Below are 26554 nucleotides of genomic sequence, written 5' to 3' on the forward strand. Positions count from 1 at the left end.
TCACCATGTGGCGGTGGGCGCCGCAGGCGGCATCGAACGGGGCCGCCGCGTCGGTGAGTTCACCGGCCGGCCACTCCCCGTATACCTGACCACTCTTGACAAGTGCCCTACTCAGCCAAGAGATTGACGCGCGTAGAACCCTCATCCCACATTCCGGAGAACCTTGATGCCTTCCTCCGTCGTACCGAGAACCACCGCCATCTCGGCCGTCATTGCCGCCGCGCTGGCCGCGGGCCTGCTCGCCGGCACCGCCGACGCCTCCGAAGCCCTGGCCACCCCGGCCCGGATCCATGACATCCAGGGCACCACCCGGACCTCCCCGCTCGTGGGGCAGCAGGTCACCGAAGTGCCGGGCATCGTCACGGGCGTGCGGACGTACGGCTCGAAGGGCTTCTGGTTCCAGGACCCGCAGGCCGACGCCGATCCGGCCACCAGCGAGGGCATCTTCGTCTACACCGGCTCCGCGCCCACCGTCGCCGTCGGCGATCAGGTGCTGGTCGCGGGCACGGTCGGCGAGTACGTCCCCGGCGGCACGTCCTCCGGCAACCAGTCGCTGACCCAGATAGCCAAGCCGACGGTCACCGTCGTCTCGTCGGGCAACGAACTGCCCGCGCCGGTCACCGTCTCCGCCCGGTCGGTCCCCTCGGCGTACACACCCGACGGCGACCCGGCGGCGGGCGGCAGCATCAACGGGCTCACGCTCCAGCCCCGCGCGTACGCCCTCGACTACTACGAGTCCCTCGAGGGCTCCAACATCCGCATCGGCAGCTCGCGCATCGTCGGCGCGACCGACCCGTACGCCGAGCTGTGGGTGACGGTGAAGCCGTTCGAGAACCCGAGCCCGCGCGGCGGTTCGATCTACGGCTCGTACACCGCGCAGAACACCGGCCGGCTGCAGATCCAGTCGCTGACGCCGCTCGCCCAGCAGCCGTTCCCCAAGGCGAACGCCGGCGATGTGCTGGCGGGCACGACCGAAGGCCCGCTGGACTTCAACCAGTTCGGTGGCTACACGCTGACCGCGCGGACTCTCGGCACGGTCCGCGACCGCGGCCTGGAGCGCGAGCAGACCCGCCCGCAGCGCAAGGGCGAACTGGCGGTGGCCACGTACAACGTGGAGAACCTGGACCCGTCCGACCCGCAGGAGAAGTTCGACGCGCTGGCGAAGGCCGTGGTCGAGAACCTGGCCTCGCCCGACATCCTGGCCCTGGAGGAGATCCAGGACAACAACGGCGCGAAGAACGACGGCACGGTCACCGCCGACCAGACGGTCAAGAAGTTCACGGACGCGATCGTCGCCGCGGGTGGTCCGGCGTACGAGTGGCGTTCGGTCGACCCGCAGAACAACAAGGACGGCGGCGAGCCCGGAGGCAACATCCGCCAGGTCTTCCTGTTCAACCCGGAGCGGGTCTCCTTCACCGACCGCGCGGGCGGCGACGCGACGGCCGCGACCGGTGTCGTGGCGGAGCGGGGCAAAGCGGCCCTGACCCTGTCCCCCGGCCGGATCGACCCGGCGAACACGGCGTGGGACAACAGCCGCAAGCCGCTGGCCGGCGAGTTCACCTTCCACGGCCGCACGGTCTTCGTGATCGCGAACCACTTCGGTTCCAAGGGCGGCGACGAGAGCCTGGTCTCGCACCACCAGCCGCCGAACCGTTCCTCGGAGGGCAAGCGCCTGCTGCAGGCACAGGCCGTGAACACCTTCGTCAAGGACATCCTCAAGGCCGACCGCCGCGCCGACGTGTTGGTGCTGGGCGACATCAACGACTTCGAGTTCTCGGCCACGACGGAGGCGCTGACGGACGGCGGGGCGCTGTACCCGGCGATCAAGTCCCTGCCGCGCTGGGAGCGTTACTCGTACGTCTACCAGGGCAACAGTCAGGTCCTGGACCAGATCCTGACCAGCCCGTCGATCTGTGACTTCAGCTACGACAGCGTGCACGTCAACGCGGAGTTCGCCGACCAGAACAGCGACCACGACCCGCAGGTGCTGCGCTTCCGCCCGTAAGGCTCCGCCCTGCGAAGGGGGAACACACCGATGCGCCGGCCCGCACAGGCCGGCGCATCGGCGTTCGACCCTGCGGGCCCGGCCGGACCAGGCAATCTCGTAGTCCTGCTTGCCTGTGGCCTGAAGCAGATTTAACTGGAGCTTCACGACGGTTCGGGTTCAGACTGCGTCCATGTCCTCCTCGCATTCTTTGGGCCGGGCGCTGTGCGCCATGGTCACGCCCTTCAGTGACGACGGGTCCCTCGATCTCGACGGCGCCCAGAAGCTGGCCGCCCGGCTGGTGGACGACGGCTGCGACGGGCTCGTGCTCAACGGCACCACCGGGGAGTCCCCCACCACGACGGACGCCGAGAAGACAGCGCTGGTCCGGGCGGTGAGCGAGGCCGTGGGCGGTCTGACGTCGATCGTCGCCGGGGTCGGCAGCCCGGACACCCGGCACACGGTCGAGCTCGCGCAGGCGGCCGAGGCGGCGGGCGCGGACGGCCTGCTCGTGGTCACCCCGTACTACAGCCGCCCGCCGCAGGCCGCCGTCGAGGCCCACTTCCTGCGGGTCGCGGACGCGGTCGGAGTGCCGCTGATGCTGTACGACATCCCGGGCCGCACCGGCACCCGGATCGAGCCGGACACCCTGCTGCGACTGGCCGCCCACCCGCGGATCGTGGCCGTCAAGGACTGCGCGTACGACCTGCCGGCCAGCACGAAGGTCATCGCCCGCAGCGAACTGGCCTACTACTCGGGATGCGAGGAGCTGAACCTTCCCCTGTACGCGGTCGGCGGCGCGGGCTTCGTGTCGACGGTGGCCAATGTCGCGGCCCCACAACTGCGCGCGGTACTGGACGCGTTCGACGTCGGCGACAACGCCCGGGCGATCCGCCTGAACCAGCTCGCACTGCCGCTCGCGGAGCTGATGATGGCCTCGGGCCTGCCCGGCACGGTGACGGCGAAGGCGCTGCTCGGCGCGCTCGGGCTGTCCGCGGGAGGGGTGCGCGAACCGCTGCAGCCCGCCGGGCGCGAGGCGTCCTGCGGGCTGCTGGCGGCCTACGAGGAGCTGACTCGGTCGTCCACGTAGGGAGGTGCCGGGGATCGCGGCGTGCTGGAGTCGCACGGCGGACCGGGCGATACGGCGATCAGCCCGGCCCCCGGTGACAGCCCATCAGTTGTGGCTGTGGAGCACCTCGTTGAGGCCGCCCCAGACCGCGTTGTTCGGACGGGCCTCGACGGCGCCGGTCACCGAGTTGCGGCGGAAGAGGATGTTGGAGGCGCCGGAGAGCTCACGCGCCTTGACGATCTGGCCGTCGGGCAGCGTGATCCGGGTACCGGCGGTGACATAGAGACCGGCCTCGACGACGCACTCGTCACCCAGCGCGATGCCGACGCCCGCCTCGGCGCCGATCAGGCAGCGCTCGCCGATGGAGATGATGACGTTGCCGCCGCCGGAGAGCGTGCCCATGGTGGAGGCGCCGCCGCCGATGTCGGATCCGTCGCCGACCACGACACCGGCGGAGATACGGCCCTCGACCATCGAGGTGCCCAGCGTGCCGGCGTTGAAGTTGACGAAGCCCTCGTGCATGACGGTGGTGCCCTCGGCGAGGTGCGCGCCGAGCCGGACGCGGTCGGCGTCGGCGATCCGGACACCCTTGGGCGCCACGTAGTCCGTCATCCGCGGGAACTTGTCGATCGAGGTCACCTGAAGGTGCAGGCCCTCGGCACGGGCATTGAGCCGCACCTTCTCGACGTCGTCGACCGCCACCGGGCCGAGCGAGGTCCAGGCGACATTGGAGAGCAGGCCGAAGAGGCCGTCCAGATTCTGGCCGTGCGGCCGGACGAGGCGGTGCGAGAGCAGGTGCAGTCGCAGATACGCGTCGTGCGCGTCCAGCGGCTTGTCGTCGAGGGAGGCGATCACGGTGCGGACCGCGACGACCTCGACACCGCGGCGGGGGTCGGGGCCCAACGCCTTGGCGGCGCCCTCGCCGAGCAGCTCGACAGCCTGCTCGGGGGTCAGCCGCCGGGTCCCGGCGGGGCCGGGCTCGGCCGTGAGCCCGGGGGCGGGGAACCAGGTGTCGAGTACGGTGCCGTCGGCCGTCAGGGTGGCGAGTCCGGCGGCGACGGCGCCGGTGGTGCGCGGAGCGGTGGTGCTGGCGGGCGAGTCAGTCATGACAGAAAACCTAACCGGCCGGGCACCGCCCCCGCGAACCGGTCTCAGGTGCCGGGCGCCTGTCCACCATATGCACATGCACAAGGACCGCGGGGACCACCACGCCGGAGCGGCCGAGCCGACCGGGCCGGGCTCGCGCTGTTTCGAGAGCGCGGCGCCCGCGCTGCCCGAGGCGACGGCCGAGGCGCGCCGCGGCACACACAGCTGAGCGCAGGGGGCCCGTGCATGCGCACGGACCCGCCCGGCTACGGTGTGCCGTCCGATCGGATCAACTCCGATGGGATCACTTGCGACTCGATCGATCTCGAACACGGGGGAACCCACCAGTGGCCTACGGAAGCACGCCCTACCCAGGTCCGCCCGGCTACGGCGGCTGGATGCCCCCGCCGCCACCGCCCAAGCCCGGCGTCATACCGCTGCAGCCGCTCGGCCTCGGCGAGATCCTGGGCGGGGCGTTCTCGACCATCGGGCGCCACTGGAAGCAGCTGCTCGGCATCGCGCTGGCGACGTACACCGCGGTCGCCCTGGTGGTCGTCGCGGCGATCGGCCTCGCGTATCTGGCGGTCTCGGACCGACTCGACCGCGTACTCGACCCGTCGGGCGACCATGCGCCCGGCTGGGACGAGATCGGTCCGCTGGTGCTCACGTTCCTGGGGGTCTATGTCTTCGGCATGATCATGCTGCTGGTCGCCAACTCGGTGATCTACGCGAGCTGCCCCGCCATCCTCCAGGACGCGGTCCTGGGGCGCCCGACGACCTTCGGCTCCGTCTGGCGTCGCGCGCTGTCGCGGACGTGGGCCGTGCTCGGCAGTGTCCTGCTCACCGCGCTGGTCTCCGTCGTTCCGCTGCTCCTGGCAGGCATGATGTTCATCGGGATCGTCGTCTCGATGATCACTCTGACGGTGGCGGGGACGGGGGAGTACGCCTGGGTGATCCTGGTCGGCTTCCTCGGTGCCCTGGCCACCGGCCCGGTCGCGATCTGGCTCTGGGTGAGGTTCAGTCTCGCCCCGGCCGTCGCGGTCTTCGAGGGCCAGGGGGCCGTCGCCTCGATGACCCGCTCCGCCCAGCTGGTGCGCGGCGCCTGGTGGCGGATCTTCGGCATCTCGCTGCTGGCGTATGCCATGGCCGCCATGGCGAGCTATCTGATCCAGCTGCCGCTCTCCGTGCTGAACGCCCTGCCCAGCGGCGGGGCCTCGCTGTCGGACGACGCGTCCAACGGCGGGGTCGCCGCCACCATCATCATCACCAGCCTGGCGTTCGGCCTGATCAGCACACTGATAGGCCAGGTCCTCACCGCTGCCTTCCCGCAGCTGGTGTCGAGCCTTCTGTACGTCGACCAGCGCATCCGCAACGAGAACCTGGCCCCGTCCCTCATCGAGGCCGCCGCGGTGCCGCGAGGGGCCGTCTAGACCCGGTCCGGGCACGCCCCACGCGCACGCGGAAACGCTCATGCCCGCCGGTGTTCCCGGCGGGCATGAGCGTTCTTCGCGAGCCTGCGGCTCGCGGGTCCGGAGCGGACCGCGCACGTTGAAGTCTCAGACGTTGAAGCCGAGCGCGCGCAGCTGCTCGCGACCGTCGTCCGTGATCTTGTCCGGCCCCCACGGCGGCATCCAGACCCAGTTGATCTTCAGCTCGCTGACCAGGCCGTCCGTGGCCGACTTGGCCTGGTCCTCGATCACATCGGTCAGCGGGCACGCCGCCGACGTCAGCGTCATGTCGAGGGTGGCGACATTGGAGTCATCGATGTGAATGCCGTAGATCAGGCCGAGGTTGACCACGTCGATGCCCAGCTCGGGGTCGACGACGTCGTACAGCGCCTCGCGGATCTCTTCCTCGGAGGCCGGCTTCACCGTGGCCTCGGCGTTCTCGGTCATGCCGTCTTCCTCTCGGCGCCTTCGCCCAGTGCCTGGGCGGTCGCGTCCTTCCATGCCATCCAGCTCAGCAGGGCACACTTCACCCGGGCCGGGTACTTGGAGACGCCGGCGAACGCGACGGCGTCCTCCAGCACTTCCTCCATCGCGTCGTCCGGCTCGATCTGTCCCCTGGACTGCATCAGCTCCAGGAAGGTGCTCTGGATCTTCTGGGCCTCGGCGAGTTCCTTGCCGACCAGCAGCTCGTTCAGCACCGAGGCGCTGGCCTGGCTGATCGAGCAGCCCTGGCCCTCGTACGAGACGTCCTCGATCCGCGATCCGTCGTACTTCACGCGGAGTGTGATCTCGTCGCCACACGTCGGATTGACGTGGTGCACCTCGGCGTCGCCGTCCCGCAAGCCCCGCCCGTGGGGGTGCTTGTAGTGGTCCAGGATGACGTCCTGGTACATCGAATCCAGCTTCACGCGTCAGTCCCTCATCCGAAGAAGCTCCGTACGTGCTCCAGCCCGTCGATCAGCGAGTCGACCTCGGCGGGCGTGGAGTACAGATAGAACGACGCTCGCGTGGTCGCAGGAATTCCGTACCGCAGGCAGACGGGCCGCGCGCAGTGGTGGCCGACGCGGACAGCGATGCCCTGCTCGTCGAGGACCTGACCGACGTCGTGCGGATGGATGTCACCGAGCGTGAAGGAGATCGCGGCGCCGCGGTCCTCGGCCGTGGTGGGGCCGATGATCCGCAGGTCCGGGACCTCGAGCAGCCGCTTGACCGCGTACTCGGTCAGCGCGTGCTCATGCTGGGCGACCTTGTCCATGCCGATCGAGGAGAGGTAGTCCACGGCCGCGCCGAGGCCGACGGCCTGCGCGATCGGGGGCGTACCCGCCTCGAACTTGTGCGGCGCGGGTGCGTAGGTCGAGGAGTGCATCGAGACCGTCTCGATCATCTCGCCGCCGCCGAGGAACGGCGGCAGGTCCTCGAGCAGCTCCTGCCGGCCCCACAGCACACCGATACCGGTCGGGCCGCACATCTTGTGGCCGGTGAAGGCCACGAAGTCGGCGCCCAGCGCCTGGACGTCCAGCGGCATGTGCGGCGCGGCCTGCGAGGCGTCGAGCAGCACCAGGGCGCCGACGTCCTGCGCGCGGCGGACGATCGCATCGACCGGGTTGACCGTGCCCATGATGTTGGAGACCAGCGTGAAGGAGACGATCTTCGTCTTCTCGGTGATGATCTCGTCGAGGTTGGACAGGTCGAGCCGGCCGTCGTCGGTCAGCCCGAACCACTTCAGCTTCGCGCCGGTGCGCTGCGAGAGCAGCTGCCACGGAACGATGTTGGAGTGGTGCTCCATCTCCGTGATGACGACCTCGGTCTCGCTGTCCACGCGGTAGGGCTCATCGGCCCAGCCGAGCATGTTGGCCACGAGGTTCAGCGACTCGGAGGCGTTCTTGGTGAAGATCACCTCGTTGCGGCTGGGTGCGTTGATGAAGGCGGCGACCTTGTCACGGGCACCTTCGTACAGCGCCGTGGCCTCCTCGGCGAGCACGTGCACACCGCGGTGCACGTTGGCGTTGTGCTGCTCGTAGTACTCGCTCAGCACGTCGATGACCTGGCGCGGCGTCTGCGAGGTCGCCGCGTTGTCCAGGTACACGAGCTTCTTGCCGTCGTGGAGCACCCGGTCGAGGATCGGGAAGTCCTTGCGGATCGCCTCGGTGTCGAGGAGGCCGGCGAGCCCCTGGTGGGCCACTGTCACGCGGATACGCCACCCTTCGTGTATGCCTCGTAGCCCTCGGCCTCGAGCTTGTCGGCGAGCTCGGCGCCGCCGGACTCGGCGATGCGGCCGTTCGCGAACACGTGCACGAAGTCGGGCTTGATGTAGCGCAGGATGCGCGTGTAGTGGGTGATCAGCAGAGTGCCGACCTCGCCACTCGCGTGGACGCGGTTGACGCCCTCTGAGACCTGGCGCAGCGCGTCGACGTCCAGACCGGAGTCTGTCTCGTCGAGGATCGCGATCTTCGGCTTGAGCAGCTCCAGCTGAAGGATCTCGTGGCGCTTCTTCTCACCGCCGGAGAAACCCTCGTTCACATTGCGCTCGGCGAAGGCCGGGTCCATCTGGAGCGTCTCCATCGCGGACTTGACCTCCTTCACCCAGGTACGCAGCTTGGGGGCCTCACCGCGCACCGCGGTGGCGGAGGTGCGCAGGAAGTTGGAGACCGAGACGCCGGGGACCTCGACCGGGTACTGCATGGCCAGGAACATGCCGGCGCGGGCGCGCTCGTCGACGGACATCTCCAGGACGTCCTCGCCGTCCAGGGTCACGGTGCCACTGGTGATCGTGTACTTGGGGTGGCCCGCGATGGAGTAGGCGAGGGTCGACTTGCCTGAGCCGTTGGGGCCCATGATGGCGTGGGTCTCGCCCTGCTTCACGGTCAGGTCGACGCCCTTGAGGATCTCCCGGGGGCCGTTCTCGGCCTCGACGGAAACGTGCAGGTCGCGGATTTCAAGCGTTGCCATGGGTGACTCAGGACTCCTGGGTGACGGAGACGAGCACATCGTCCCCTTCGATCTTTACGGGGTATACGGGGACGGGGCGCGTCGCGGGAAGACCGGACGGCTTGCCGGTGCGCAGGTCGAAGCTGGAGCCGTGCAGCCAGCACTCGATGGAGCAGTCCTCCACCTCGCCCTCCGACAGGGAGACGTTCGCGTGCGAGCAGATGTCGTTGATCGCGAATACCTCCCCCTCGGTGCGCACCACGGACACCGGCGTGCCGTCGAGTTCCACCCGCTTGGGGGTGCCCTCCTCCAGCTCGCTCAGCGCACAGGCTTTGACGAAGGCCATCAGACGGATGCCTCCAGCTCGGCGTCGATCTTGGCGAGCAGGCGCTCCTCGACGTCCGGCAGCCCGATCTTCTGGACCAGCTCGGCGAAGAACCCGCGGACGACAAGGCGGCGGGCCTCGGCCTGGGGAATACCGCGGGCCATCAGGTAGAAGAGCTGCTCGTCGTCGAAGCGGCCGGTGGCGGAGGCGTGGCCGGCTCCGGCGATCTCGCCGGTCTCGATCTCCAGGTTCGGCACCGAGTCGACGCGCGCGCCGTCCGTGAGGACGAGGTTGCGGTTCATCTCGTAGGTGTCCGTGCCCTCGGCCCTGGCCTGGATGAGGACGTCGCCGATCCACACCGCGTGGGCGTCGTCGCCCTGGAGGGCGCCCTTGTATGCCGCGTTGGACTTGCAGTGCGGGGTGTTGTGGTCGACGAGGAGGCGGTGCTCCTGGTGCTGGCCCCGGTCGGTGAAGTACAGACCGAGCAGCTCGGCCTCGCCGCCGGTGCCCCGGTAGGCGACGCGCGGGTGCAGGCGAACGAGGTCGCCGCCGAAGGTGACCACGACGGACTTGAAGTAGGCGTCCCGGCCGACCAGCGCGTTGTGCTGGGCGACGTGGACGGCCTTCTCGTCCCAGTCCTGGACGGAGACGACGGTCAGCTTGGCGCCGTCGCCGAGGACGAAGTCGACATTGGCTGCGAGGACCGCGTCGCCGGTGTGGTCGATGACCACGAGGGCCTCGGCGAACGCGCCGAGCTCGATGACCTGGTGGCCGAAGGCGGTGCCGCCCTCGCCGTGCACCGTGATCCGGATCGGCTCGGTGAGCACGGCCTCCTTGGCCACGGTGACGACCGAGGCCTTCTCGAAGGAGGAGTAAGCCTGGGCGGCGACCCGGTCCACCGGGATGCCGGCCTTGCCGAGGCGCTCGTCGTCCCGTCCGACGGTCTCGACGGTGACGCCCTCGGGGGCCTCGATGGCGACCTTGACACCGGTGCCGCTCGCGACGGCGGTGCCGTCGTGCAGACCGCGCAGGCGCTCCAGCGGAGTGAAGCGCCACTCCTCCTCGCGGCCGTGCGGGACCGGGAAGTCCGCCACGTCGAACGACGGGGGCGCACTCATACGGGTGGCGACGGTCGACTCGGCGGCCACCGCGATCGAGCCTGCGGTGGTGGAGCCCACCGGGATGTTCTGAGCCTCAGCCATGGCTGTCGGTCTGCTCGCTTTCTGCATTCGGTACGTTCGCTCGCCTGCGGGGCCGCCGCCGGCCGGAGTCGTGGACTCCGGCCGGCCGGCCCTGGGGTTCGCTCACAGGGCTCACCGTGTGAGCCCGGGGGACGTGATCGGGGCGGCCGGGCGCGTCAGCCGACCGCGCCTTCCATCTGCAGCTCGATCAGCCGGTTGAGCTCCAGTGCGTACTCCATGGGGAGTTCCTTGGCGATCGGCTCGACGAAGCCGCGAACGATCATCGCCATCGCCTCGAACTCGGTCAGGCCGCGGCTCATCAGATAGAAGAGCTGGTCCTCGGAGACCTTGGAGACGGTGGCCTCGTGACCCATGGAGACGTCGTCCTCGCGGACGTCGACGTACGGGTAGGTGTCCGAACGGGAGATGGTGTCCACCAGCAGCGCGTCACAGAGCACGTTGGACTTCGCGCCGGGCGCGCCCTCGCCGATCTCGATCAGACCGCGGTAGGAGGTGCGGCCGCCGCCTCGCGCCACCGACTTGGAGACGATGTTGGACGAGGTGTTCGGGGCCATGTGGACCATCTTGGCGCCGGCGTCCTGGTGCTGGCCCTCGCCCGCGAAGGCGATGGACAGGGTCTCGCCCTTGGCGTGCTCGCCCATCAGGTAGACGGCCGGGTACTTCATCGTGACCTTGGAGCCGATGTTGCCGTCGACCCACTCCATGGTCGCGCCCTCGTAGGCCACGGCGCGCTTGGTGACCAGGTTGTAGACGTTGTTCGACCAGTTCTGGATGGTCGTGTAGCGGCAGCGGCCGCCCTTCTTCACGATGATCTCGACCACGGCGCTGTGCAGCGAGTCCGAGGAGTAGATCGGGGCGGTGCAGCCCTCGACGTAGTGGACGTAGGCGTCCTCGTCGACGATGATCAGCGTCCGCTCGAACTGGCCCATGTTCTCCGTGTTGATACGGAAGTAGGCCTGCAGCGGGATGTCCACGTGGACACCCTTGGGGACGTAGATGAACGATCCACCGGACCACACGGCCGTGTTCAGCGAGGCGAACTTGTTGTCGCCGACCGGGATGACGGTGCCGAAGTACTCCTGGAAGAGCTCCGGGTGCTCCTTCAGCGCGGTGTCGGTGTCGAGGAAGATGACGCCCTGCTCCTCCAGGTCCTCACGGATCTGGTGGTAGACGACCTCGGACTCGTACTGCGCGGCGACACCGGCGACCAGGCGCTGCTTCTCCGCCTCGGGGATGCCCAGCTTGTCGTAGGTGTTCTTGATGTCCTCGGGCAGGTCCTCCCAGGACTCCGCCTGCTTCTCGGTGGAACGCACGAAGTACTTGATGTTGTCGAAGTCGATGCCCGACAGGTCCGATCCCCAGCTCGGCATCGGCTTCTTGTCGAACAGTCGCAGACCCTTGAGCCGCAGCTTCAGCATCCACTCCGGCTCGTTCTTCTTCGCGGAGATGTCGCGGACGACCTCCTCGGACAGACCGCGCCTGGCACTGGCGCCGGCCGTGTCGGAGTCGGCCCAGCCGAATTCGTACGTACCCAGGCCCTCGAGTTCGGGGTGGGCAGTCTCCGTGGGGAGAGTCATGCGGGGTTCCTCCCGGCCGTGCTTGCAGATGCTGATGGTGTGGTGGTCTGTGGGGTGCTGCGCGGAATGAACGTCGTGCACACCCCGTCGCCGTGGGCGATGGTGGCCAGACGCTGCACATGTGTTCCGAGCAGCCGCGAGAAGACTTCGGTCTCCGCCTCGCACAGCTGCGGATACTGCTCGGCGGCGTGAGCGACCGGGCAGTGGTGCTGGCAGAGCTGCTCACCGACCGGTGCGTTACGCGCCGTAGCAGCGTACCCGTCGACACTCAAGGCCTTGGCCAGTGCTTCGGTGCGCTCTTCGGGTGCGGCGGCGTCGATCGCCGCCTGGTACGCCTTGGCCTGCTCCTCGATCCGCTCACGGGCGAAGGCGGCGACGGCCGCTTCCCCCCCGGTCCGCTCGATCCAGCGCAGGGCATCGACGGCCAGCGTGTCGTACGACTGGTCGAAGGCGTCCCGGCCGCAGTCGGTGAGGGCGAAGGCCTTCGCGGGACGGCCGCGGGTGCGGGCGCCGTAGACCCGCTGCTCGCGGGCCTCCACCACGTTCTCCGCGGCGAGCGAGTCGAGATGGCGCCGGACTGCGGCCTGGGTGAGCCCGAGGCGGCCGGCGAGGTCGGCCACAGTGGACGGACCGTGGTCCAGGATGGACCGCGCGACCCGGTTGCGCGTGGAGCGCTCACCGGTCGCGAGTTCCTCCTGCGGAGCCGCGCCAACGTTTTTCACAACACCATTGTTGCGTAATTCCTCAGAGAGTGACAAGCCGCGTCCCGATCACCGGACGGTGCAGTACATCACTTAGGCATACCTAAGCTGACCTGCGGAAATGATCATATGGACCCCTCGCGGCCCAGGAGGGCAGCGGCCGAAGCCTTTCCCGCGGGGGAATCAGCGCTGGTCATCCCCTACCGCACGGTGACGGACGTCCGGGCCCTCCCCTGCCCCTGTCCGGCGCCGTCCGATGGGCCGGTACGACCCCGTTGACCAGGATCTCGACGACCGGGGCACGGCCGCCGGCGCTGTTCCGACGTTCAGCCGTCCGAGTGGCACCCGAGAACGGTGCCGGGAACTACTCCGGTCGGTGTCGAAGGGGAGCGGGACCCTGCACGCGGGCTCGCAGGCGGCGATACACGGTCCCGCAGGCGGCGATCGTTCCCCTCGGCGGCAGCGGTCCGAGCCGGGACATCCGCCTTCTCGCCCACCGAGTGCGCTGCCCTCGCGGCGCGTCGCGATTCTTCCGGTCACCCGGATTCGGGCTTCCGCAGGAGAGGGGCCGGGGCGTCCGGGCCAGGCCGGGCACAAAGCACGAGGGGCCAGGGGGACCCGCGCCCCGGCGGCCTGAAGAGGCCGCCTAGACTTCCCGGCATGCGTAGCGAGCCTGCCGTCCTGATCCGGGGCCTGGTCAAGCGGTACGGATCCAAGACGGCCGTGGCCGGCCTCGACCTCGATGTCACCACCGGATCCGTGACCGCCGTCCTCGGCCCCAACGGCGCGGGCAAGACCACCACCATCGAGACCTGCGAGGGCTACCGCCGCGCCGACGCAGGGACCGTACGCGTACTGGGTCTCGACCCGGTGGCCGACGCCGCTGAACTGCGCCCGCGGATCGGCGTGATGCTCCAGTCCGGCGGGATCTACTCCGGCGCCCGCGCCGACGAGATGCTCCGGCACATGGCCACGCTGCACGCCCACCCGCTGGACGTGGACGCCCTGATCGAGCGGCTGGGCCTCGGAAGCTGCGGCCGCACCACCTACCGCCGGCTCTCGGGCGGCCAGCAGCAGCGGCTCTCCCTGGCGATGGCCGTCGTCGGCCGCCCCGAACTGGTCTTCCTCGACGAGCCGACCGCCGGCCTCGACCCGCAGGCCCGCCGATCCACCTGGGAGCTCGTCCGCGAACTGCGCGCCGACGGTGTGACCACCGTCCTGACCACGCACTTCATGGACGAGGCCGAGGAGCTCGCCGACGATGTCGTCATCGTCGACGCGGGCCTGGTCATCGCCCGGGGCACGACCGAGGAGCTGTGCCGCGGCGGGGCGGAGAACACGTTGCGCTTCACCGGCCGGCCCGGCCTCGATCTCGGCTCACTGCTCAAGGCGCTGCCGGACGGCACGCTCGCGGCCGAGCTCACCCTGGGCTCGTACCGGATCACCGGCCAGGTCGATCCACAGCTGCTGGCGACCGTCACGTCCTGGTGCGCCCAGCACGGGGTGATGCCGGACGGCATCTCGGTCGAACGCCACACCCTCGAGGACGTCTTCCTCGAGCTGACGGGCAAGGAGCTGCGCTGATGAGCGCCGGTACGTACGCGCCGAAGCCGGGTGCCGCGCCGCTGACGCGCATGATCACGTCGCAGGCCGCCTTCGAGACGAAGATGCTGCTGCGCAACGGGGAGCAGCTGCTGCTCACAGTGATCATCCCGTCGCTGCTGCTGGTGCTGTTCTCCACCGTCGACATCCTTGCCCTGCCCACCGGGACGACAGGCGGCGGGAAGTCCGTCGACTTCCTGGCCCCTGGCATCCTCGCGCTCGCCGTGATGTCCACCGCTTTCACCGGCCAGGCCATCGCCACCGGTTTCGAGCGGCGCTACGGAGTGCTCAAGCGGCTCGGCGCCTCGCCGATCCCCCGCTGGGCGCTGATGACCGCGAAGACCATCTCCGTCCTGGTCACCGAGATCCTCCAGATCGCCCTGCTGACCGTGATCGCCTTCGCACTCGGCTGGTCCCCGCACGGCAGTCCGGTGGCCGCAGCACTGCTGCTCGTCCTCGGCACCGCCGCGTTCTCGGGCCTCGGTCTGCTGATGGCGGGCACGCTCAGGGCCGAGGCGACGCTCGCCGCCGCGAACCTCGTCTTCCTCCTGCTTCTGGTGGGCGGCGGGGTGATCGTGCCGCTGGACAGGTTCCCCGACGGTGTGGCCTCGGCACTCGCACTGCTGCCGATCTCCGCCCTGTCGGACGGGTTGCGCGATGTGCTCCAGCACGGGGCGGGCATGCCGTGGGGCGATCTCGGCATCCTCGCGGTCTGGGCGGTGCTCGGCCTGGGCGCGGCTGCCCGCCTCTTCCGCTGGGAGTGACGCACGGGCCGGGACGAGCCCGCCGGGACCGAACGGGAACCGCTGCCGGCCCGCCTGCTGCCGCTCGGGGTGGTCGCCGCGCGGACCGACCGGGCACGGACCGCGCTTCCGGGCTCGCGCCGGCCGTCGCCGGGATTCCGCGGTCCCGGTCCTCGCCTGCGGTGTGACGATTCGACGGGCGTCAGACCGGCGGGTCATGGCCCCCTGAGGCCCGGCCCGTGGAGGGGCACGGACGTCCTCACGGACTGGAGGGCGGACCGGTCGCAGGTACGGATGACGCTCGCGCCCCGCCCGACCCCTCGTGAAAGCATGCACAAGCCCCCGCTTACGATAGGGCCCGTGCAGACCCCCCTCGCCTATATCGCCCAGCGGTGGACACCGTCCCCCAGAACGCTCCGGCGGGCCGCGCTCAGCGCCGTCGTGATGAGCGTGTTCATCATCGTCACCGGCGGCGCGGTCCGGCTGACCGGCTCGGGCCTCGGCTGCGACACCTGGCCCAAGTGCACGGACGACAGCCTCTTCGCCACGCCCGAGCAGGGCCTGCACGGCGCGATCGAGTTCGGCAACCGGATGCTGACGTACGTCCTGTCGGCCGCGGTCGGCTGGGCGATCATCGCCACCACTGCCGTCAAGCCGCGGCGCCGCGGGCTGACCCGGATCGCCTGGTCGCAGTTCTGGATCGTCATGGGCAATGCGGTCGTCGGCGGTATCACGGTGTTCGCGGGCCTCAACCCGTGGACGGTGGCCGGGCACTTCCTGCTCGCCAACGCCCTGCTCACGGTCACCACCGTCACCTGGCTGCGCACCCGTGAGGGTGACGGCGCCCCGCGCCCGCGCGTACCGCGCCCGGTCCGCAGGCTGTCCTGGGCGATCATCGTGACCTCGGGGCTGCTGATCGTGCTGGGCACGTCGGTGACCGGTTCGGGCAAGCACGCGGGTGACAGCAGCAATGTGCCGCGTATGCCGTGGGACTGGAGCGACGCCGCTCACGTCCATGCGGCCGCGGCCTGGGTGGTCTGCGCCCTGGCGGTCGCGATGTGGCTGGTGCTGCGCGTGGTGGACGCCCCCGACGACATCCGGGCACGGGCCCGCGACCTGCTGATCGTGCTCCTCGCGCAGGGCGGGATCGGCTACTTCCAGTACTTCACACACGTCCCGGAGATCCTGGTCGGCGCCCATATGCTCGGCTCGGCGCTGATGTGGATCGCGGTACTGCGTCTGGCACTGAGCCTGCGCGAACGGGAGCAGACCGGATCTACGGTCGCCTCCCGGACGGACGGCGCGCTCTCCAACGTCTGACGCCCCGCCCCGCCCCGCTCACGCTCCACACGACGCTGCTCACGTCCGACGCCGCCGCTCACGCCACCGGCAGCCGCGGCTGAGGGAGACGCCGTTCCGACAGACCGTAGACGCGGCGCGCATTGCCCGACGCCAGCATCGCGGCGACGCGTTCCGCGTCCGGCCGTGACCAGGCGCCGTCTGCGACCCACCCGCCCAGCACCTGGCCGACCGCCTCGCGGAAGGTCCGGGCGCCCACCACATGCAGCTCGGGCAGTCCGCGCGCGCCGCTGGAGAACAGCAGTTTCCCGAACGGCGCGAGCTCCAGGATCTCCGCGAGCACCGCGGCCGCCCGCGCCCCCGTCCGGGCGATGGCCGGCCCCAGGTCGGCGTACACATGCGGGTACGCGCTCGCCAGATGCGCGGCGTTGCGGTGGTACGGGTAGCCGTGCAGCAGCACCAGATCGGTGCCGAGCGCGGCCGTGGCCTCGGCGAAGGGGGCGAGCAGCATCGGGTCCCGGACGCCGACGTGCAGTTGCAGCGGCAGCCCGGAGGCGACCGCGACCCACAGCAGGTGCCGCAGGAGTACGGGATCGTCGAGCGGTCCGCCGACGCGTCGCGCGGCCAGCCAGCGCCCGGCCGCGCCGCGCACCTCCCCCGGCCCCGGCGCCTCGGGAGCCTGCGCCAGGCCCTCGTTCACAGCGGCCACGGAGGTGAAGGCGACGGCCGACGCGGCCACCCCGTGGACGGCCTCGGCAAGGTTGGCCAGCAGGGCCTCCACCGTGCCGGAGGTGTCCGCGACCTGCTCGGCGAGGAGTTCGAGACGGACGATCTCCCGGGCATCCGCGGCTCCGGCGGCGGCCATCTCGGGCGGCCCGGCGAGATCTCCCGGCGGCCCGGTGTCCACCAGATACGTGGCGATCCCGGTGCCCCTCAGCAGCCGTCTGCCCGCCTCCAGAACCCCCAGCTCGCGGCGGCGGGCCAGATAGCGGGCGGGCGGGCAGTGCGGCTCGAGCCCGAGCAGCGGCGGGCACCAGCGCCGCACCGCGAAGCCGGTCTGGGTGTCGAAGAAGGTGGTGCCGGGCGCGGCCGGGGCGGCAGCCGGGCCCAGACGCGCCTCGAAGGTGCCGAGGCCCAGTTCCGTGCGGAGCACCCCCTGGCAGTACTGGTCGACGAGGTGCACCGAGGACGCAGCGTCGATCATCGGGGGGCTCCCTGTCTAGGACCGTGCTTCCACAGTCCTAACGGGTGACCCCCGCGCGAGGTGTTGCTCAGCCGTTGGACGGGCCGCCGACCTGGATGCCGGCCATCCGGGTCCACTCGTACGGACCAGTGCGGACCTTGGCCGCGAACTCTCCGTCGAAGGACTCGTGCAGCGTGATCCCGGACTTCCCGGCGGCGCTCACCGCGATGGCGTGGGTCGGTGCGACGAGGTCGCCCCAGGTGCCGTCCTCGCCGACGAGGACGATGCGGGTGCCCATCTGGCCGATGTACGCGAGCTGACCCTCGGCGCCGCCGTGCTTCTTGGCGAAGGCGCCGATCTGCTTGGCGAGCTTGGCCGCGGTGCGCTCGGCGCGGGCGTCGGAAGCGGTCTCTTCAACCTTTTTTTCTGCCATGCGCCGCATGCTACTCGCGAGTAGATCATTCGGCGACGCCTGCGCGGAGTGGCCTCGGCCACCCCGCCTGATGTCAGCGCAGGAAGGGGTCCACGGCCACGGCCACGAAGAGCAGCGACACATAGGTGATGGACCAGTGGAACAGCCGCATCTCCTTGAGCTTGGCGCCGCTCGCCCCGCTCCTGGCCCGGTGCTGCAGGGCGTGCGCCTCCCACAGCCACCAGCCGCCGGTGACCAGCGCCACCGCGGTGTAGAACCAGCCGGTGTAGCCGAGCGGCGTCAGCAGCAGCGAGACGGCGACCATCACCCAGCTGTAGAGGACGATCTGGCGTGCGACGACCTTGTTGGAGGCGACCACAGGGAGCATGGGCACGCCGACGCGCGCGTAGTCCTCCTTCACCTTCATCGACAGCGGCCAGTAGTGCGGCGGCGTCCAGAAGAAGATGACGAGGAAGAGGATGACCGCGGCCCATGACATCGAGTTGGTCACGGCGGACCAGCCGATGAGGACGGGCATGCAGCCGGCGATACCGCCCCAGACGATGTTCTGCGCGGTGCGCCGCTTGAGGATCATCGTGTAGACGATGACGTAGAACAGCAGCGCCCCGAGGGAGAGTGCGGCGGACAGCCAGTTGACGAACAGCCCGAACCAGAGGGTGGAGACCACAGCGAGCGCGAGACCGAAGACGAGTCCCTCGCGCGGCGAGACCATGCCGGTGACCAGGGGCCGCTGCGAGGTGCGGTCCATCAGGGCATCGATGTCCCGGTCGATGTACATGTTGAGCGCGTTGGCGCCGCCCGCGGACAGATAGCCGCCGACGCACGTGGTGAGCACCAGCCACAGGTCGGGAACACCCTGTTCGGCCAGGAACATCACCGGTACCGTCGTGATCAGCAGCAGCTCGATGATCCGCGGCTTGGTCAGCGCCACGAATGCCTTGACGCGGGCCCCGAACGGCCGATGGCCCCCCGGGCTGGGAGTCAAGACGACCCCTGCGGGTCGGGACTCGACGGCCGTCACGCACACCCCTGACAGAGAAATCCCAGCAAGCCTGTGGGGGTACCTCCCATGCCGGAAGGGGCTGTGGGGGACTGAAATACCCGTGAGGACTTGCGCGTACCACGCCACTCTAGACGTTGCCCATACACCGATCTTCGCCGGGGTGGGGTCGTGTTGAGCAGCGCCCGGCAGCCGTGCGTATACATGCGCGACGCCGTTTCGCGACGTCGTTCCCGACAGGCGAAGAACCCCTCGTGCCCGCACTCTGGCAGTGTCCGATGGGAGAGACGTGCGCTCGAAAGAATGCACGTGGCTGCGAGGGTAGGCTCGACATCGGCTGCCGCGGGTCCTGGGATCGGGTGGCCACAAGCCCGGTACACCCCTCAGGCACCGGGATTCGACATGTGGAGAGGAGCCCTGACTCAGGGTGAGCACCAAGCCGACCACCACAGACCTCGAGTGGACCGCACTGGACCAGCGGGCAGTCGACACCGCCCGCGTCCTGGCCATGGATGCCGTACAGAAGGTCGGCAACGGCCATCCGGGTACGGCCATGAGCCTGGCCCCCGCCGCATATGTGCTCTTCCAGAAGCTGATGCGGCACGACCCCGCCGACCCCGACTGGACCGGCCGTGACCGGTTCGTACTGTCCGCGGGCCACTCGTCGCTCACGCTCTACATCCAGCTCTACCTGGCCGGGCACGGCCTGGAGCTCGACGACCTCAAGGCGTTCCGCACCTGGGGCTCCAAGACTCCCGGGCACCCCGAGTACGGGCACACTGCCGGTGTCGAGACGACGACCGGTCCGCTCGGGCAGGGTGTCGCCAACGCGGTGGGCATGGCGATGGCCTCCCGCTACGAGCGTGGTCTGTTCGACCCGGACGCCGCCCCCGGCACCTCTCCGTTCGACCACACCATCTTCGCGGTCGCCGGTGACGGCTGCCTCCAGGAGGGCATCTCCCACGAGGCGTCGTCGCTGGCCGGCCACCAGAAGCTGGGCAACCTGGTCCTGCTGTGGGACGACAACCACATCTCCATCGAGGGCGACACCCAGACGGCCGTCTCCGAGGACACCCTCAAGCGGTACGAGGCGTACGGCTGGCACGTCCAGAGCGTCGGGCAGCAGCCGAACGGTGACATCGACGTGGCCGCCCTGTACAGGGCCCTGAAGGCGGCGCAGGCCGAGACCGAGCGCCCGTCCTTCATCGCTCTCCGCACGATCATCGCCTGGCCCGCCCCGCACGCGCAGAACACCGAGGCCGCGCACGGCTCGGCGCTGGGCGACGAGGAGGTCGCGGCCACCAAGCGCATCCTCGGCTTCGACCCGGAGAAGTCCTTCGAGGTCTCCGACGAGGTCCTCGCGCACACCCGCGATGCGCTCGACCGCGGCCGTGAGGCCCGTGGCGAGTGGGAGAAGGCGTTCGCCGCCTGGCGCACCGCCGACGCGGAGCGCGCCGCCGAGTTCGACCGGATCCGCTCCACCGAGCTGCCCGCGGGCTGGGAGGAGAAGCTCCCCGAGTTCGAGCCCGGCAAGGGCGTCGCGACCCGGGCCGCCTCCGGCAAGATCCTGCAGGCGCTGGGCGCGGTCATTCCCGAGCTGTGGGGCGGCTCCGCCGACCTCGCGGGCTCGAACAACACGACGATCGACAAGACCTCGTCGTTCCTGCCCGAGGACAACCCGCTGCCGGGAGCCGACCCGCACGGCCGCACGATCCACTTCGGCATCCGCGAGCACGCGATGGCCGCGATCATGAACGGCATCGCGCTGCACGGCAACACCCGTATCTACGGCGGCACCTTCCTGGTGTTCTCCGACTACATGCGCAACGCGGTCCGGCTCTCGGCGCTGATGCACCTGCCGGTCACGTATGTGTGGACGCACGACTCGATCGGTCTCGGCGAGGACGGCCCGACCCACCAGCCGGTGGAGCACCTGGCCTCGCTGCGCGCCATCCCGGGCCTGAACATCGTCCGCCCGGCCGACGCGAACGAGACGGCGGTCGCCTGGCGCGAGATCCTCAAGCGCTACACCAAGAAGTTCGGCGTGGGCGCCCCGCACGGCCTGGCGCTGACCCGCCAGGGTGTGCCGACGTACGAGCGCAACGAGGATGCGGCGAAGGGCGGTTACGTCCTCTTCGATGCCGAGAAGCCCGACGGGCAGAGCGCGGACCCCCAGGTCGTGCTGATCGGCACCGGCTCCGAGGTGCAGCTGGCCGTCGAGGCCCGCGAGCAGCTCCAGGCCTCCGGCGTCCCGACCCGGGTGGTCTCGATGCCGTCCGTCGAATGGTTCGAGGAGCAGGACCAGGGGTACCGGGACTCGGTGCTTCCGCCGTCCGTCAAGGCGCGTGTCGCGGTCGAGACCGGCATCGGTCTGACCTGGCACCGCTTCGTCGGTGACGCCGGACGCATCGTCTCACTCGAGCACTTCGGCGCATCGGCAGACGGCAAGGTGCTGTTCCGCGAGTTCGGCTTCACTCCCGAGAACGTGGTCGCCGCCGCGCGGGAATCCATCGAAGCCGCCGCGCGCTGACGCCGGTACACGACTAGTAGGAGATGCAATTCTCATGACAGACGCACTCAAGCGCCTCTCCGACGAAGGCGTCGCGATCTGGCTCGACGACCTGTCCCGCAAGAGGATCACGTCCGGCAATCTCGCCGAACTCATCGACCAGCAGCACGTCGTGGGCGTCACCACCAACCCTTCGATCTTCCAGAAGGCGATCTCGCACGGTGACGGTTACGAGCAGCAGCTCGCCGACCTCGCCGTGCGCAAGGTGACCGTGGAGGAAGCCGTCCGGATGATCACGACGGCGGACGTCCGTGACGCCGCCGACATCCTGCGGCCGGTCTTCGACACCACCGGCGGCCAGGACGGCCGGGTCTCCATCGAGGTCGACCCGCGCCTGGCGCACAACACCCCGGCCACCATCGCCGAGGCCAAGCAGCTCGCCTGGCTGGTGGACCGCCCGAACACCCTGATCAAGATCCCGGCGACCAAGGCCGGCCTGCCGGCGATCACCGAGGTCATCGGCAAGGGCATCAGCGTCAATGTCACGCTGATCTTCTCGCTGGAGCGCTACCGCGAGGTCATGGACGCCTACCTGTCCGGCCTGGAGAAGGCAAAGGCCGCCGGCCTGGACCTCTCCAGGATCCAGTCCGTGGCGTCCTTCTTCGTGTCCCGTGTGGACACCGAGATCGACAAGCGTCTGGACGCCCTGGGCACGCCCGAGGCCAAGGCGGCCCGCGGCAAGGCGGCCATCGCCAACGCCCGGCTGGCGTACGAGGCGTACGAGGAGGTCTTCTCCTCCGAGCGCTGGGCCGCACTCGACAAGGCGCAGGCCAACAAGCAGCGTCCGCTGTGGGCGTCGACGGGCGTCAAGGACCCGGCGTACAAGGACACCATGTACGTCGAGGATCTCGTCGCCCCGGGCACGGTCAACACCATGCCGGAGGCCACCTTGGAGGCCGTCGCCGACCACGGCGGGATCACCGGTGACACGGTGCGCGGCAGCTACGAGCAGGCACGTGCCGAGCTCGCCGCGATCGAGAAGCTCGGGATCTCCTACGACGATGTCGTCGAGCTGCTGGAGGACGAGGGCGTGGAGAAGTTCGAGGCCTCCTGGAACGACCTGCTCAAGTCGACCGAGGCCGAGCTCAAGCGCCTCGCTCCCTCGGAGGGCTGACGACCTTGTCCGGTAATGGCGGAGCCAACCCGCTCCGTGATCCTGCCGACCGACGGCTCCCGCGTATCGCGGGGCCGTCGGGCCTGGTCATCTTCGGTGTCACGGGCGATCTGTCGCGCAAGAAGCTGATGCCCGCCGTGTACGACCTGGCCAACCGGGGGCTGCTGCCGCCGGGCTTCTCGCTCGTCGGCTTCGCCCGTCGCGAGTGGCAGGACGAGGACTTCGCGCAGGAGGTCCACGACGCGGTCAAGCAGCACGCACGGACACCGTTTCGCGAGGAGGTCTGGCAGCAGCTCATCCAGGGCATGCGGTTCGTCCCGGGCACCTTCGACGACGACGACGCCTTCGAGCAGCTGAGGTCCACGATCGAGGAGCTCGACAAGGCGCAGGGCACCGGCGGGAACTTCGCGTTCTACTTGTCCGTGCCGCCGAAGTTCTTCCCCAAGGTTGTCCAGCAGCTCAAGAAGCACGGCCTGGCCGACCAGAAGGAAGGCTCCTGGCGCCGCGCGGTCATCGAGAAGCCGTTCGGGCACGACCTGGTCTCCGCCAAGGAGCTCAATCAGGTGGTGCACGAGGTGTTCCCGTCGAACGAGGTCTTCCGTATCGACCACTACCTCGGCAAGGAGACCGTCCAGAACATCCTGGCGCTCCGCTTCGCGAACACGCTCTTCGAGCCGATCTGGAACCGGTCGTACGTCGACCATGTGCAGATCACCATGGCCGAGGACATCGGCATCGGCGGCCGCGCCGGCTACTACGACGGCATCGGCGCCGCCCGCGACGTCATCCAGAACCACCTCCTCCAACTGCTCGCGCTGACCGCCATGGAGGAGCCCGCCTCCTTCGACGCGGACGCGCTCGCCGCGGAGAAGACCAAGGTCCTCGGTGCGGTGAAGCTGCCCAAGGACCTGTCCAAGAGCACGGTGCGGGCGCAGTACGCGGCGGGCTGGCAGGGCGGCGAGAAGGCCGTCGGCTATCTCCAGGAAGAGGGCATCGACCCCCAGTCGAAGACCGACACCTACGCCGCGGTCAAGCTGGAGATCGACAACCGCCGCTGGGCGGGCGTCCCGTTCTATCTGCGCACCGGCAAGCGGCTGGGCCGCCGCGTCACCGAGATCGCGGTCGTCTTCCAGCGCGCCCCGCACTCGCCCTTCGACTCGACGGCCACCGAGGAACTGGGACACAACGCCCTGGTCATCCGGGTGCAGCCGGACGAGGGCGTGACCATGCGGTTCGGCTCCAAGGTGCCGGGCACCTCGATGGAGGTCCGGGACGTCTCGATGGACTTCGCGTACGGCGAGTCCTTCACGGAGTCCAGCCCGGAGGCGTACGAACGGCTCATCCTCGATGTGCTGCTCGGCGACTCCAACCTCTTCCCGCGCGTGGAGGAGGTCGAGCTGTCCTGGAAGATCCTCGACCCGATCGAGCAGTTCTGGGACCGCAACGGCAGGCCGGCGCAGTATCCGGCGGGCACCTGGGGGCCGGCCGAGGCGGACGAAATGCTCGCACGAGACGGACGGAGCTGGCGCCGGCCATGAAGATCGACCTGACGGACACGACAGCCAGCAAGATCAACAAGGCGCTGGTCCAGGGCCGCCGCGCCATCGGCACCCCGGCCGTGGGCATGGTGCTCACCCTCGTCATCGTCACCGACGAGGAGAACGCCTACGACGCCCTGAGGGCCGCCAACGACGCTTCCCACGAGCACCCCTCGCGCACCCTCGTCGTCATCAGGCGGATCTCGCGCTCGCCGCGGGACCGCGCGACGGCTCGGCTGGACGCCGAGGTGCGGGTGGGCGCGGACGCGGGCACCGGCGAGACGGTCGTTTTGCGGCTGTACGGCGAGGTCGTCAACCAAGCCCAGTCGGTGGTGCTCCCGCTGCTGCTGCCCGATGCCCCGGTCGTCGTCTGGTGGCCGGTGAACTCGCCGACCGATCCGGCCCAGGACCCCCTGGGGGCGCTGGCCCAGCGACGGGTGACCGACACCTACGCCGCCGAACAGCCCGTGCGCGAGCTGACCGCGCGTGCCGAGGCCTACACCCCGGGCGACACCGATCTGTCCTGGACCCGGATAACGCCGTGGCGCTCGATGCTCGCGGCCGCACTGGACCAGGTCACCTGCGAGGTCACCTCGGTCGAGGTGGAGGGCGAGGAGTTCAACCCGAGCTGCGAGCTGCTCGCCATGTGGCTCGCGGACCGGCTGAACGTACCCGTGAAGCGGTCGGCCTCGGCAGGCCCCGGCCTCACCTCCGTACGGATGGAGTCCAGCTCCGGACCCATCGTCCTGGACCGCCCGGACGGGTCGCTGGCGACCCTGTCCATCCACGGCCAGCCGGACCGGGGGGTGGCGCTGAAGCGGCGTGAGACGGCCGAGCTGATCGCGGAGGAGCTGCGGCGGCTGGACCCGGACGACACCTACGCGTCGGCGTTGCGCTACGGCGTGGACCGGCTCGGCGAGGCCACCGCGGCGGCGTCGGCGCAGGCCGGGCCCGAGGGGAAGCCTCCGGCCGCGCCCAAGCCCGCCGACCCGGCGAAGAAGCAGGCCCCGGCCGCGAAGGCGGCGCAATGAGTGCCGCACAGCTGGTCGTCCACCGCGACAAGGAACTGATGGCCCAGGCCGCCGCGGCCCGACTCATCACCAAGGTCGTGGACGCCCAGGCCGCCCGCGGCTCGGCCTCGGTGGTGCTCACCGGCGGCCGCAACGGCAACGGCCTGCTGGCAGCGCTGAGTTCGGCCCCTGCCAGGGACGCGATCGACTGGTCGCGGCTCGATCTGTGGTGGGGCGACGAACGGTTCCTGCCCGAGGGCGATCCGGAGCGCAATGTCACGCAGGCCCGCGCGGCCCTGCTGGACAGCGTGCCGCTGGACCCGGCCCGGGTCCATCCGATGCCCGCGTCGGACGGTTCGTACGGCTCCGATGCGGACGCCGCGGCCGCCGCGTACGCGGCCGAACTCGCCGCCGCGGCAGGCCCGGAGGACCACGGCCCGGTGCCGACGTTCGACGTGATGCTGCTGGGCGTCGGCCCCGACACACATGTGGCGTCGCTCTTTCCCGAGTTCCCGGCGGTGCGCGAGACGGAGCGGACGGTGGTCGGCGTCCATGGCGCCCCCAAGCCGCCCCCGACCCGTGTCACCATGACGCTGCCGGCGATCCGGGCGGCCCGCGAGGTCTGGCTGCTCGCGGCGGGCGAGGACAAGGCGAAGGCGGTCCAGATCGCCCTTTCGGGCGCGGGGGAGATCCAGGCCCCGGCGGCCGGCGCGTACGGCCGGGCGCGGACGCTGTGGCTGCTGGACTCGGCGGCGGCGTCACAACTGCCGCGGGAGCTGTACCCGCCGGCATCGGCCTGAGCCACGACCGCTGTGCACCCCGGCCCGGTCCGCCTGCCAGGCGGACCGGGCCTTCGGCGTACGCGCCGGCTTCGGACCCGGATCAGAGGATGGTCTGGTCCGGACCGGTCTCCAGCTTCGCGATCGCCGCCCGGCAGGCGCCGACGAAGCGGTCGAAGACCGGCGTGGTGCTGCCCGCCCGCCCCGCGCGGGTGTTGACGGTGAACATGGCGGCACGCAGTTCGGTGGTGAGCTCCAGCTGCCCGCCCTTGGCGAGCATGGTGCGGTTGCACGGGTTGTCCGTGTTGACGCCCGCGAGGTCGGGCACTTCGCTGCCGTCCCGCCACACGATGCCCGCCTTGGTGAACTCGCTCTTCAGACAGCTCTTGAACTGCGTGTTCAGACCGCCGATGACGACCGCCTGCGGGATGGCCGTGCCGGCCTGCTCCGCCGTACAGCCGTGCAGGCTCAGGACGTTGAGACTGCCGGCGGCCATGGAGACGGCGACATGGTCGTCGCAGTTCTTGGCCGTGACATGCAGCTCACGGTTGTCGGATGAGCGCAGCCCCTCGAACAACCAGTAGTCGTGCGGCCCGTGGCCGTCCTGGAGCGGCGCGAGCGTGGCCGGGTGGTAACCGGCTATGGCGAGGCAGAGTTCGGACGTACCAGTCTCGATGCCGCCGCCGTGCAGCGCCAGGACCGTGGTGCGGTTGTAGGAGTATCTCTGGTCGAGTGCGTGGTCGGCGTACTCGTGTCTCTTGTAGCGGCGGGCGAAGTCGGTGCCCTCCTTGCCGGCGAGCTTGGTGTAGAGGTCGGTGTTGGACGTGTAGAGGTCCAGGTCGCCTGTGGCGTGGGCGGGGGTGGCGGCCACGCCGGCGAGCAACGGGCCGCCCACGGTGGCGGCGCCGAGTGCGGTGAGAACCGTACGACGGCTGGTGGATGTCATGGCCCTCATGATCATCGA

General features: G+C 69.9%; 25 protein-coding genes. 12 read left to right on the forward strand and 13 right to left on the reverse strand.

Annotated features, from left to right (window positions below):
* The first annotated feature begins 166 nt into the window (after positions 1–166).
* Positions 167–2005: an endonuclease/exonuclease/phosphatase family protein gene (locus ACFYWI_RS05480; RefSeq protein ID WP_389225495.1), complete on the forward strand. Its 1839-nt coding sequence runs from the start codon at positions 167–169 to the stop codon at positions 2003–2005.
* Positions 2006–2177: 172 nt separating this feature from the next.
* Positions 2178–3074, forward strand: coding sequence for a 4-hydroxy-tetrahydrodipicolinate synthase (dapA, locus tag ACFYWI_RS05485; protein WP_389225498.1), 897 nt, complete (start codon positions 2178–2180; stop codon positions 3072–3074).
* Between the two features lie 84 nt (positions 3075–3158).
* Here the strand turns inward: dapA and dapD are convergent, their stop codons facing one another.
* Positions 3159–4160: a 2,3,4,5-tetrahydropyridine-2,6-dicarboxylate N-succinyltransferase gene (gene dapD / locus ACFYWI_RS05490; RefSeq protein ID WP_389225501.1), complete on the reverse strand. Its 1002-nt coding sequence runs from the start codon at positions 4158–4160 to the stop codon at positions 3159–3161.
* A 76-nt stretch (positions 4161–4236) separates the two neighbouring features.
* Here dapD and ACFYWI_RS05495 point away from each other — a divergent pair, with 76 nt between their 5' ends.
* The gene (locus tag ACFYWI_RS05495; protein ID WP_389225504.1) at positions 4237–4368 is read left to right on the forward strand and encodes a hypothetical protein; all 132 of its coding nucleotides are present in this window, start codon (positions 4237–4239) and stop codon (positions 4366–4368) included.
* Positions 4369–4486: 118 nt separating this feature from the next.
* Positions 4487–5569 carry a hypothetical protein gene (locus tag ACFYWI_RS05500; protein WP_389225507.1) on the forward strand — a complete coding sequence of 361 codons (1083 nt, stop codon included), beginning with the start codon at positions 4487–4489 and terminating at the stop codon, positions 5567–5569.
* Between the two features lie 126 nt (positions 5570–5695).
* Here ACFYWI_RS05500 and ACFYWI_RS05505 read toward each other — a convergent pair whose 3' ends face one another.
* The 8 genes from ACFYWI_RS05505 to ACFYWI_RS05540 form a co-directional block, all read right to left on the reverse strand.
* Positions 5696–6034, reverse strand: a complete 339-nt coding sequence (locus ACFYWI_RS05505) for a metal-sulfur cluster assembly factor (protein ID WP_389225510.1) — start codon at positions 6032–6034, stop codon at positions 5696–5698.
* Entirely contained in the window at positions 6031–6495 is a 465-nt protein-coding gene (sufU, locus tag ACFYWI_RS05510) for a Fe-S cluster assembly sulfur transfer protein SufU (protein WP_389225513.1), read from the reverse strand. Before sufU ends, ACFYWI_RS05505 begins: the two co-directional genes overlap by 4 nt.
* Before the next feature lie 11 nt (positions 6496–6506).
* Positions 6507–7769, reverse strand: a complete 1263-nt coding sequence (locus tag ACFYWI_RS05515) for a cysteine desulfurase (RefSeq protein WP_389226286.1) — start codon at positions 7767–7769, stop codon at positions 6507–6509.
* Positions 7770–7771: 2 nt separating this feature from the next.
* Entirely contained in the window at positions 7772–8536 is a 765-nt protein-coding gene (gene sufC, locus ACFYWI_RS05520; RefSeq protein WP_389225516.1) for a Fe-S cluster assembly ATPase SufC, read from the reverse strand.
* A gap of 7 nt (positions 8537–8543) precedes the next feature.
* Positions 8544–8861, reverse strand: coding sequence for a bifunctional 3-phenylpropionate/cinnamic acid dioxygenase ferredoxin subunit (locus ACFYWI_RS05525; protein WP_389225519.1), 318 nt, complete (start codon positions 8859–8861; stop codon positions 8544–8546).
* The gene (gene sufD, locus ACFYWI_RS05530; RefSeq protein WP_389225522.1) at positions 8861–10042 is read right to left on the reverse strand and encodes a Fe-S cluster assembly protein SufD; all 1182 of its coding nucleotides are present in this window, start codon (positions 10040–10042) and stop codon (positions 8861–8863) included. Before sufD ends, ACFYWI_RS05525 begins: the two co-directional genes overlap by 1 nt.
* 155 nt (positions 10043–10197) lie before the next feature.
* Complete coding sequence (gene sufB / locus ACFYWI_RS05535) at positions 10198–11619, reverse strand: Fe-S cluster assembly protein SufB (RefSeq protein WP_389225525.1); 1422 nt, start codon at positions 11617–11619, stop codon at positions 10198–10200.
* Positions 11616–12341 carry a helix-turn-helix transcriptional regulator gene (locus tag ACFYWI_RS05540; protein WP_389225528.1) on the reverse strand — a complete coding sequence of 242 codons (726 nt, stop codon included), beginning with the start codon at positions 12339–12341 and terminating at the stop codon, positions 11616–11618. Before ACFYWI_RS05540 ends, sufB begins: the two co-directional genes overlap by 4 nt.
* Positions 12342–12980: 639 nt before the next feature.
* Here ACFYWI_RS05540 and ACFYWI_RS05545 point away from each other — a divergent pair.
* From ACFYWI_RS05545 to ACFYWI_RS05555, 3 genes are all read left to right on the forward strand, one after another.
* On the forward strand, positions 12981–13904 hold the full coding sequence (locus tag ACFYWI_RS05545) for an ABC transporter ATP-binding protein (protein WP_389225531.1): 924 nt from the start codon (positions 12981–12983) through the stop codon (positions 13902–13904).
* The gene (locus ACFYWI_RS05550; protein ID WP_389225534.1) at positions 13904–14686 is read left to right on the forward strand and encodes an ABC transporter permease; all 783 of its coding nucleotides are present in this window, start codon (positions 13904–13906) and stop codon (positions 14684–14686) included. The genes ACFYWI_RS05545 and ACFYWI_RS05550 overlap by 1 nt, the downstream gene beginning before the upstream one ends.
* Positions 14687–14995: 309 nt before the next feature.
* Positions 14996–15985: a heme A synthase gene (locus tag ACFYWI_RS05555; protein WP_389225537.1), complete on the forward strand. Its 990-nt coding sequence runs from the start codon at positions 14996–14998 to the stop codon at positions 15983–15985.
* 58 nt (positions 15986–16043) lie between these two features.
* Here ACFYWI_RS05555 and ACFYWI_RS05560 read toward each other — a convergent pair whose 3' ends face one another.
* The 3 genes from ACFYWI_RS05560 to ACFYWI_RS05570 all read right to left on the reverse strand — a co-directional run bounded on the left by ACFYWI_RS05560 (position 16044) and on the right by ACFYWI_RS05570 (position 18601).
* Positions 16044–17168, reverse strand: a complete 1125-nt coding sequence (locus ACFYWI_RS05560; protein WP_389225539.1) for an amidohydrolase family protein — start codon at positions 17166–17168, stop codon at positions 16044–16046.
* 67 nt (positions 17169–17235) lie between these two features.
* Positions 17236–17580: a hypothetical protein gene (locus tag ACFYWI_RS05565; RefSeq protein ID WP_389225542.1), complete on the reverse strand. Its 345-nt coding sequence runs from the start codon at positions 17578–17580 to the stop codon at positions 17236–17238.
* 73 nt (positions 17581–17653) lie between these two features.
* Positions 17654–18601 (reverse strand): heme o synthase, encoded by a 948-nt coding sequence (locus tag ACFYWI_RS05570; RefSeq protein ID WP_389225545.1) that lies wholly within the window; start codon positions 18599–18601, stop codon positions 17654–17656.
* A gap of 406 nt (positions 18602–19007) precedes the next feature.
* On the opposite strand from ACFYWI_RS05570, the gene tkt reads away from it, so the two are divergent.
* From tkt to pgl, 5 genes are read left to right on the forward strand one after another with little or no spacing between them, the layout of a single operon-like run.
* The gene (gene tkt / locus ACFYWI_RS05575; protein ID WP_389225548.1) at positions 19008–21110 is read left to right on the forward strand and encodes a transketolase; all 2103 of its coding nucleotides are present in this window, start codon (positions 19008–19010) and stop codon (positions 21108–21110) included.
* 34 nt (positions 21111–21144) lie between these two features.
* Entirely contained in the window at positions 21145–22263 is a 1119-nt protein-coding gene (gene tal, locus ACFYWI_RS05580; protein ID WP_389225551.1) for a transaldolase, read from the forward strand.
* Between the two features lie 5 nt (positions 22264–22268).
* Positions 22269–23801, forward strand: a complete 1533-nt coding sequence (gene zwf / locus ACFYWI_RS05585; protein ID WP_389225554.1) for a glucose-6-phosphate dehydrogenase — start codon at positions 22269–22271, stop codon at positions 23799–23801.
* Positions 23798–24832, forward strand: a complete 1035-nt coding sequence (gene opcA / locus ACFYWI_RS05590; RefSeq protein WP_389225557.1) for a glucose-6-phosphate dehydrogenase assembly protein OpcA — start codon at positions 23798–23800, stop codon at positions 24830–24832. The genes zwf and opcA overlap by 4 nt, the downstream gene beginning before the upstream one ends.
* Positions 24829–25611: a 6-phosphogluconolactonase gene (pgl, locus tag ACFYWI_RS05595; protein WP_389225560.1), complete on the forward strand. Its 783-nt coding sequence runs from the start codon at positions 24829–24831 to the stop codon at positions 25609–25611. The genes opcA and pgl overlap by 4 nt, the downstream gene beginning before the upstream one ends.
* Before the next feature lie 82 nt (positions 25612–25693).
* Here the strand turns inward: pgl and ACFYWI_RS05600 are convergent, their stop codons facing one another.
* On the reverse strand, positions 25694–26536 hold the full coding sequence (locus tag ACFYWI_RS05600; RefSeq protein ID WP_389225563.1) for a poly-gamma-glutamate hydrolase family protein: 843 nt from the start codon (positions 26534–26536) through the stop codon (positions 25694–25696).
* Positions 26537–26554 lie beyond the last annotated feature (18 nt).

Source organism: Streptomyces sp. NPDC002889, assembly GCF_042888425.1.
Taxonomy (GTDB): domain Bacteria; phylum Actinomycetota; class Actinomycetes; order Streptomycetales; family Streptomycetaceae; genus Streptomyces.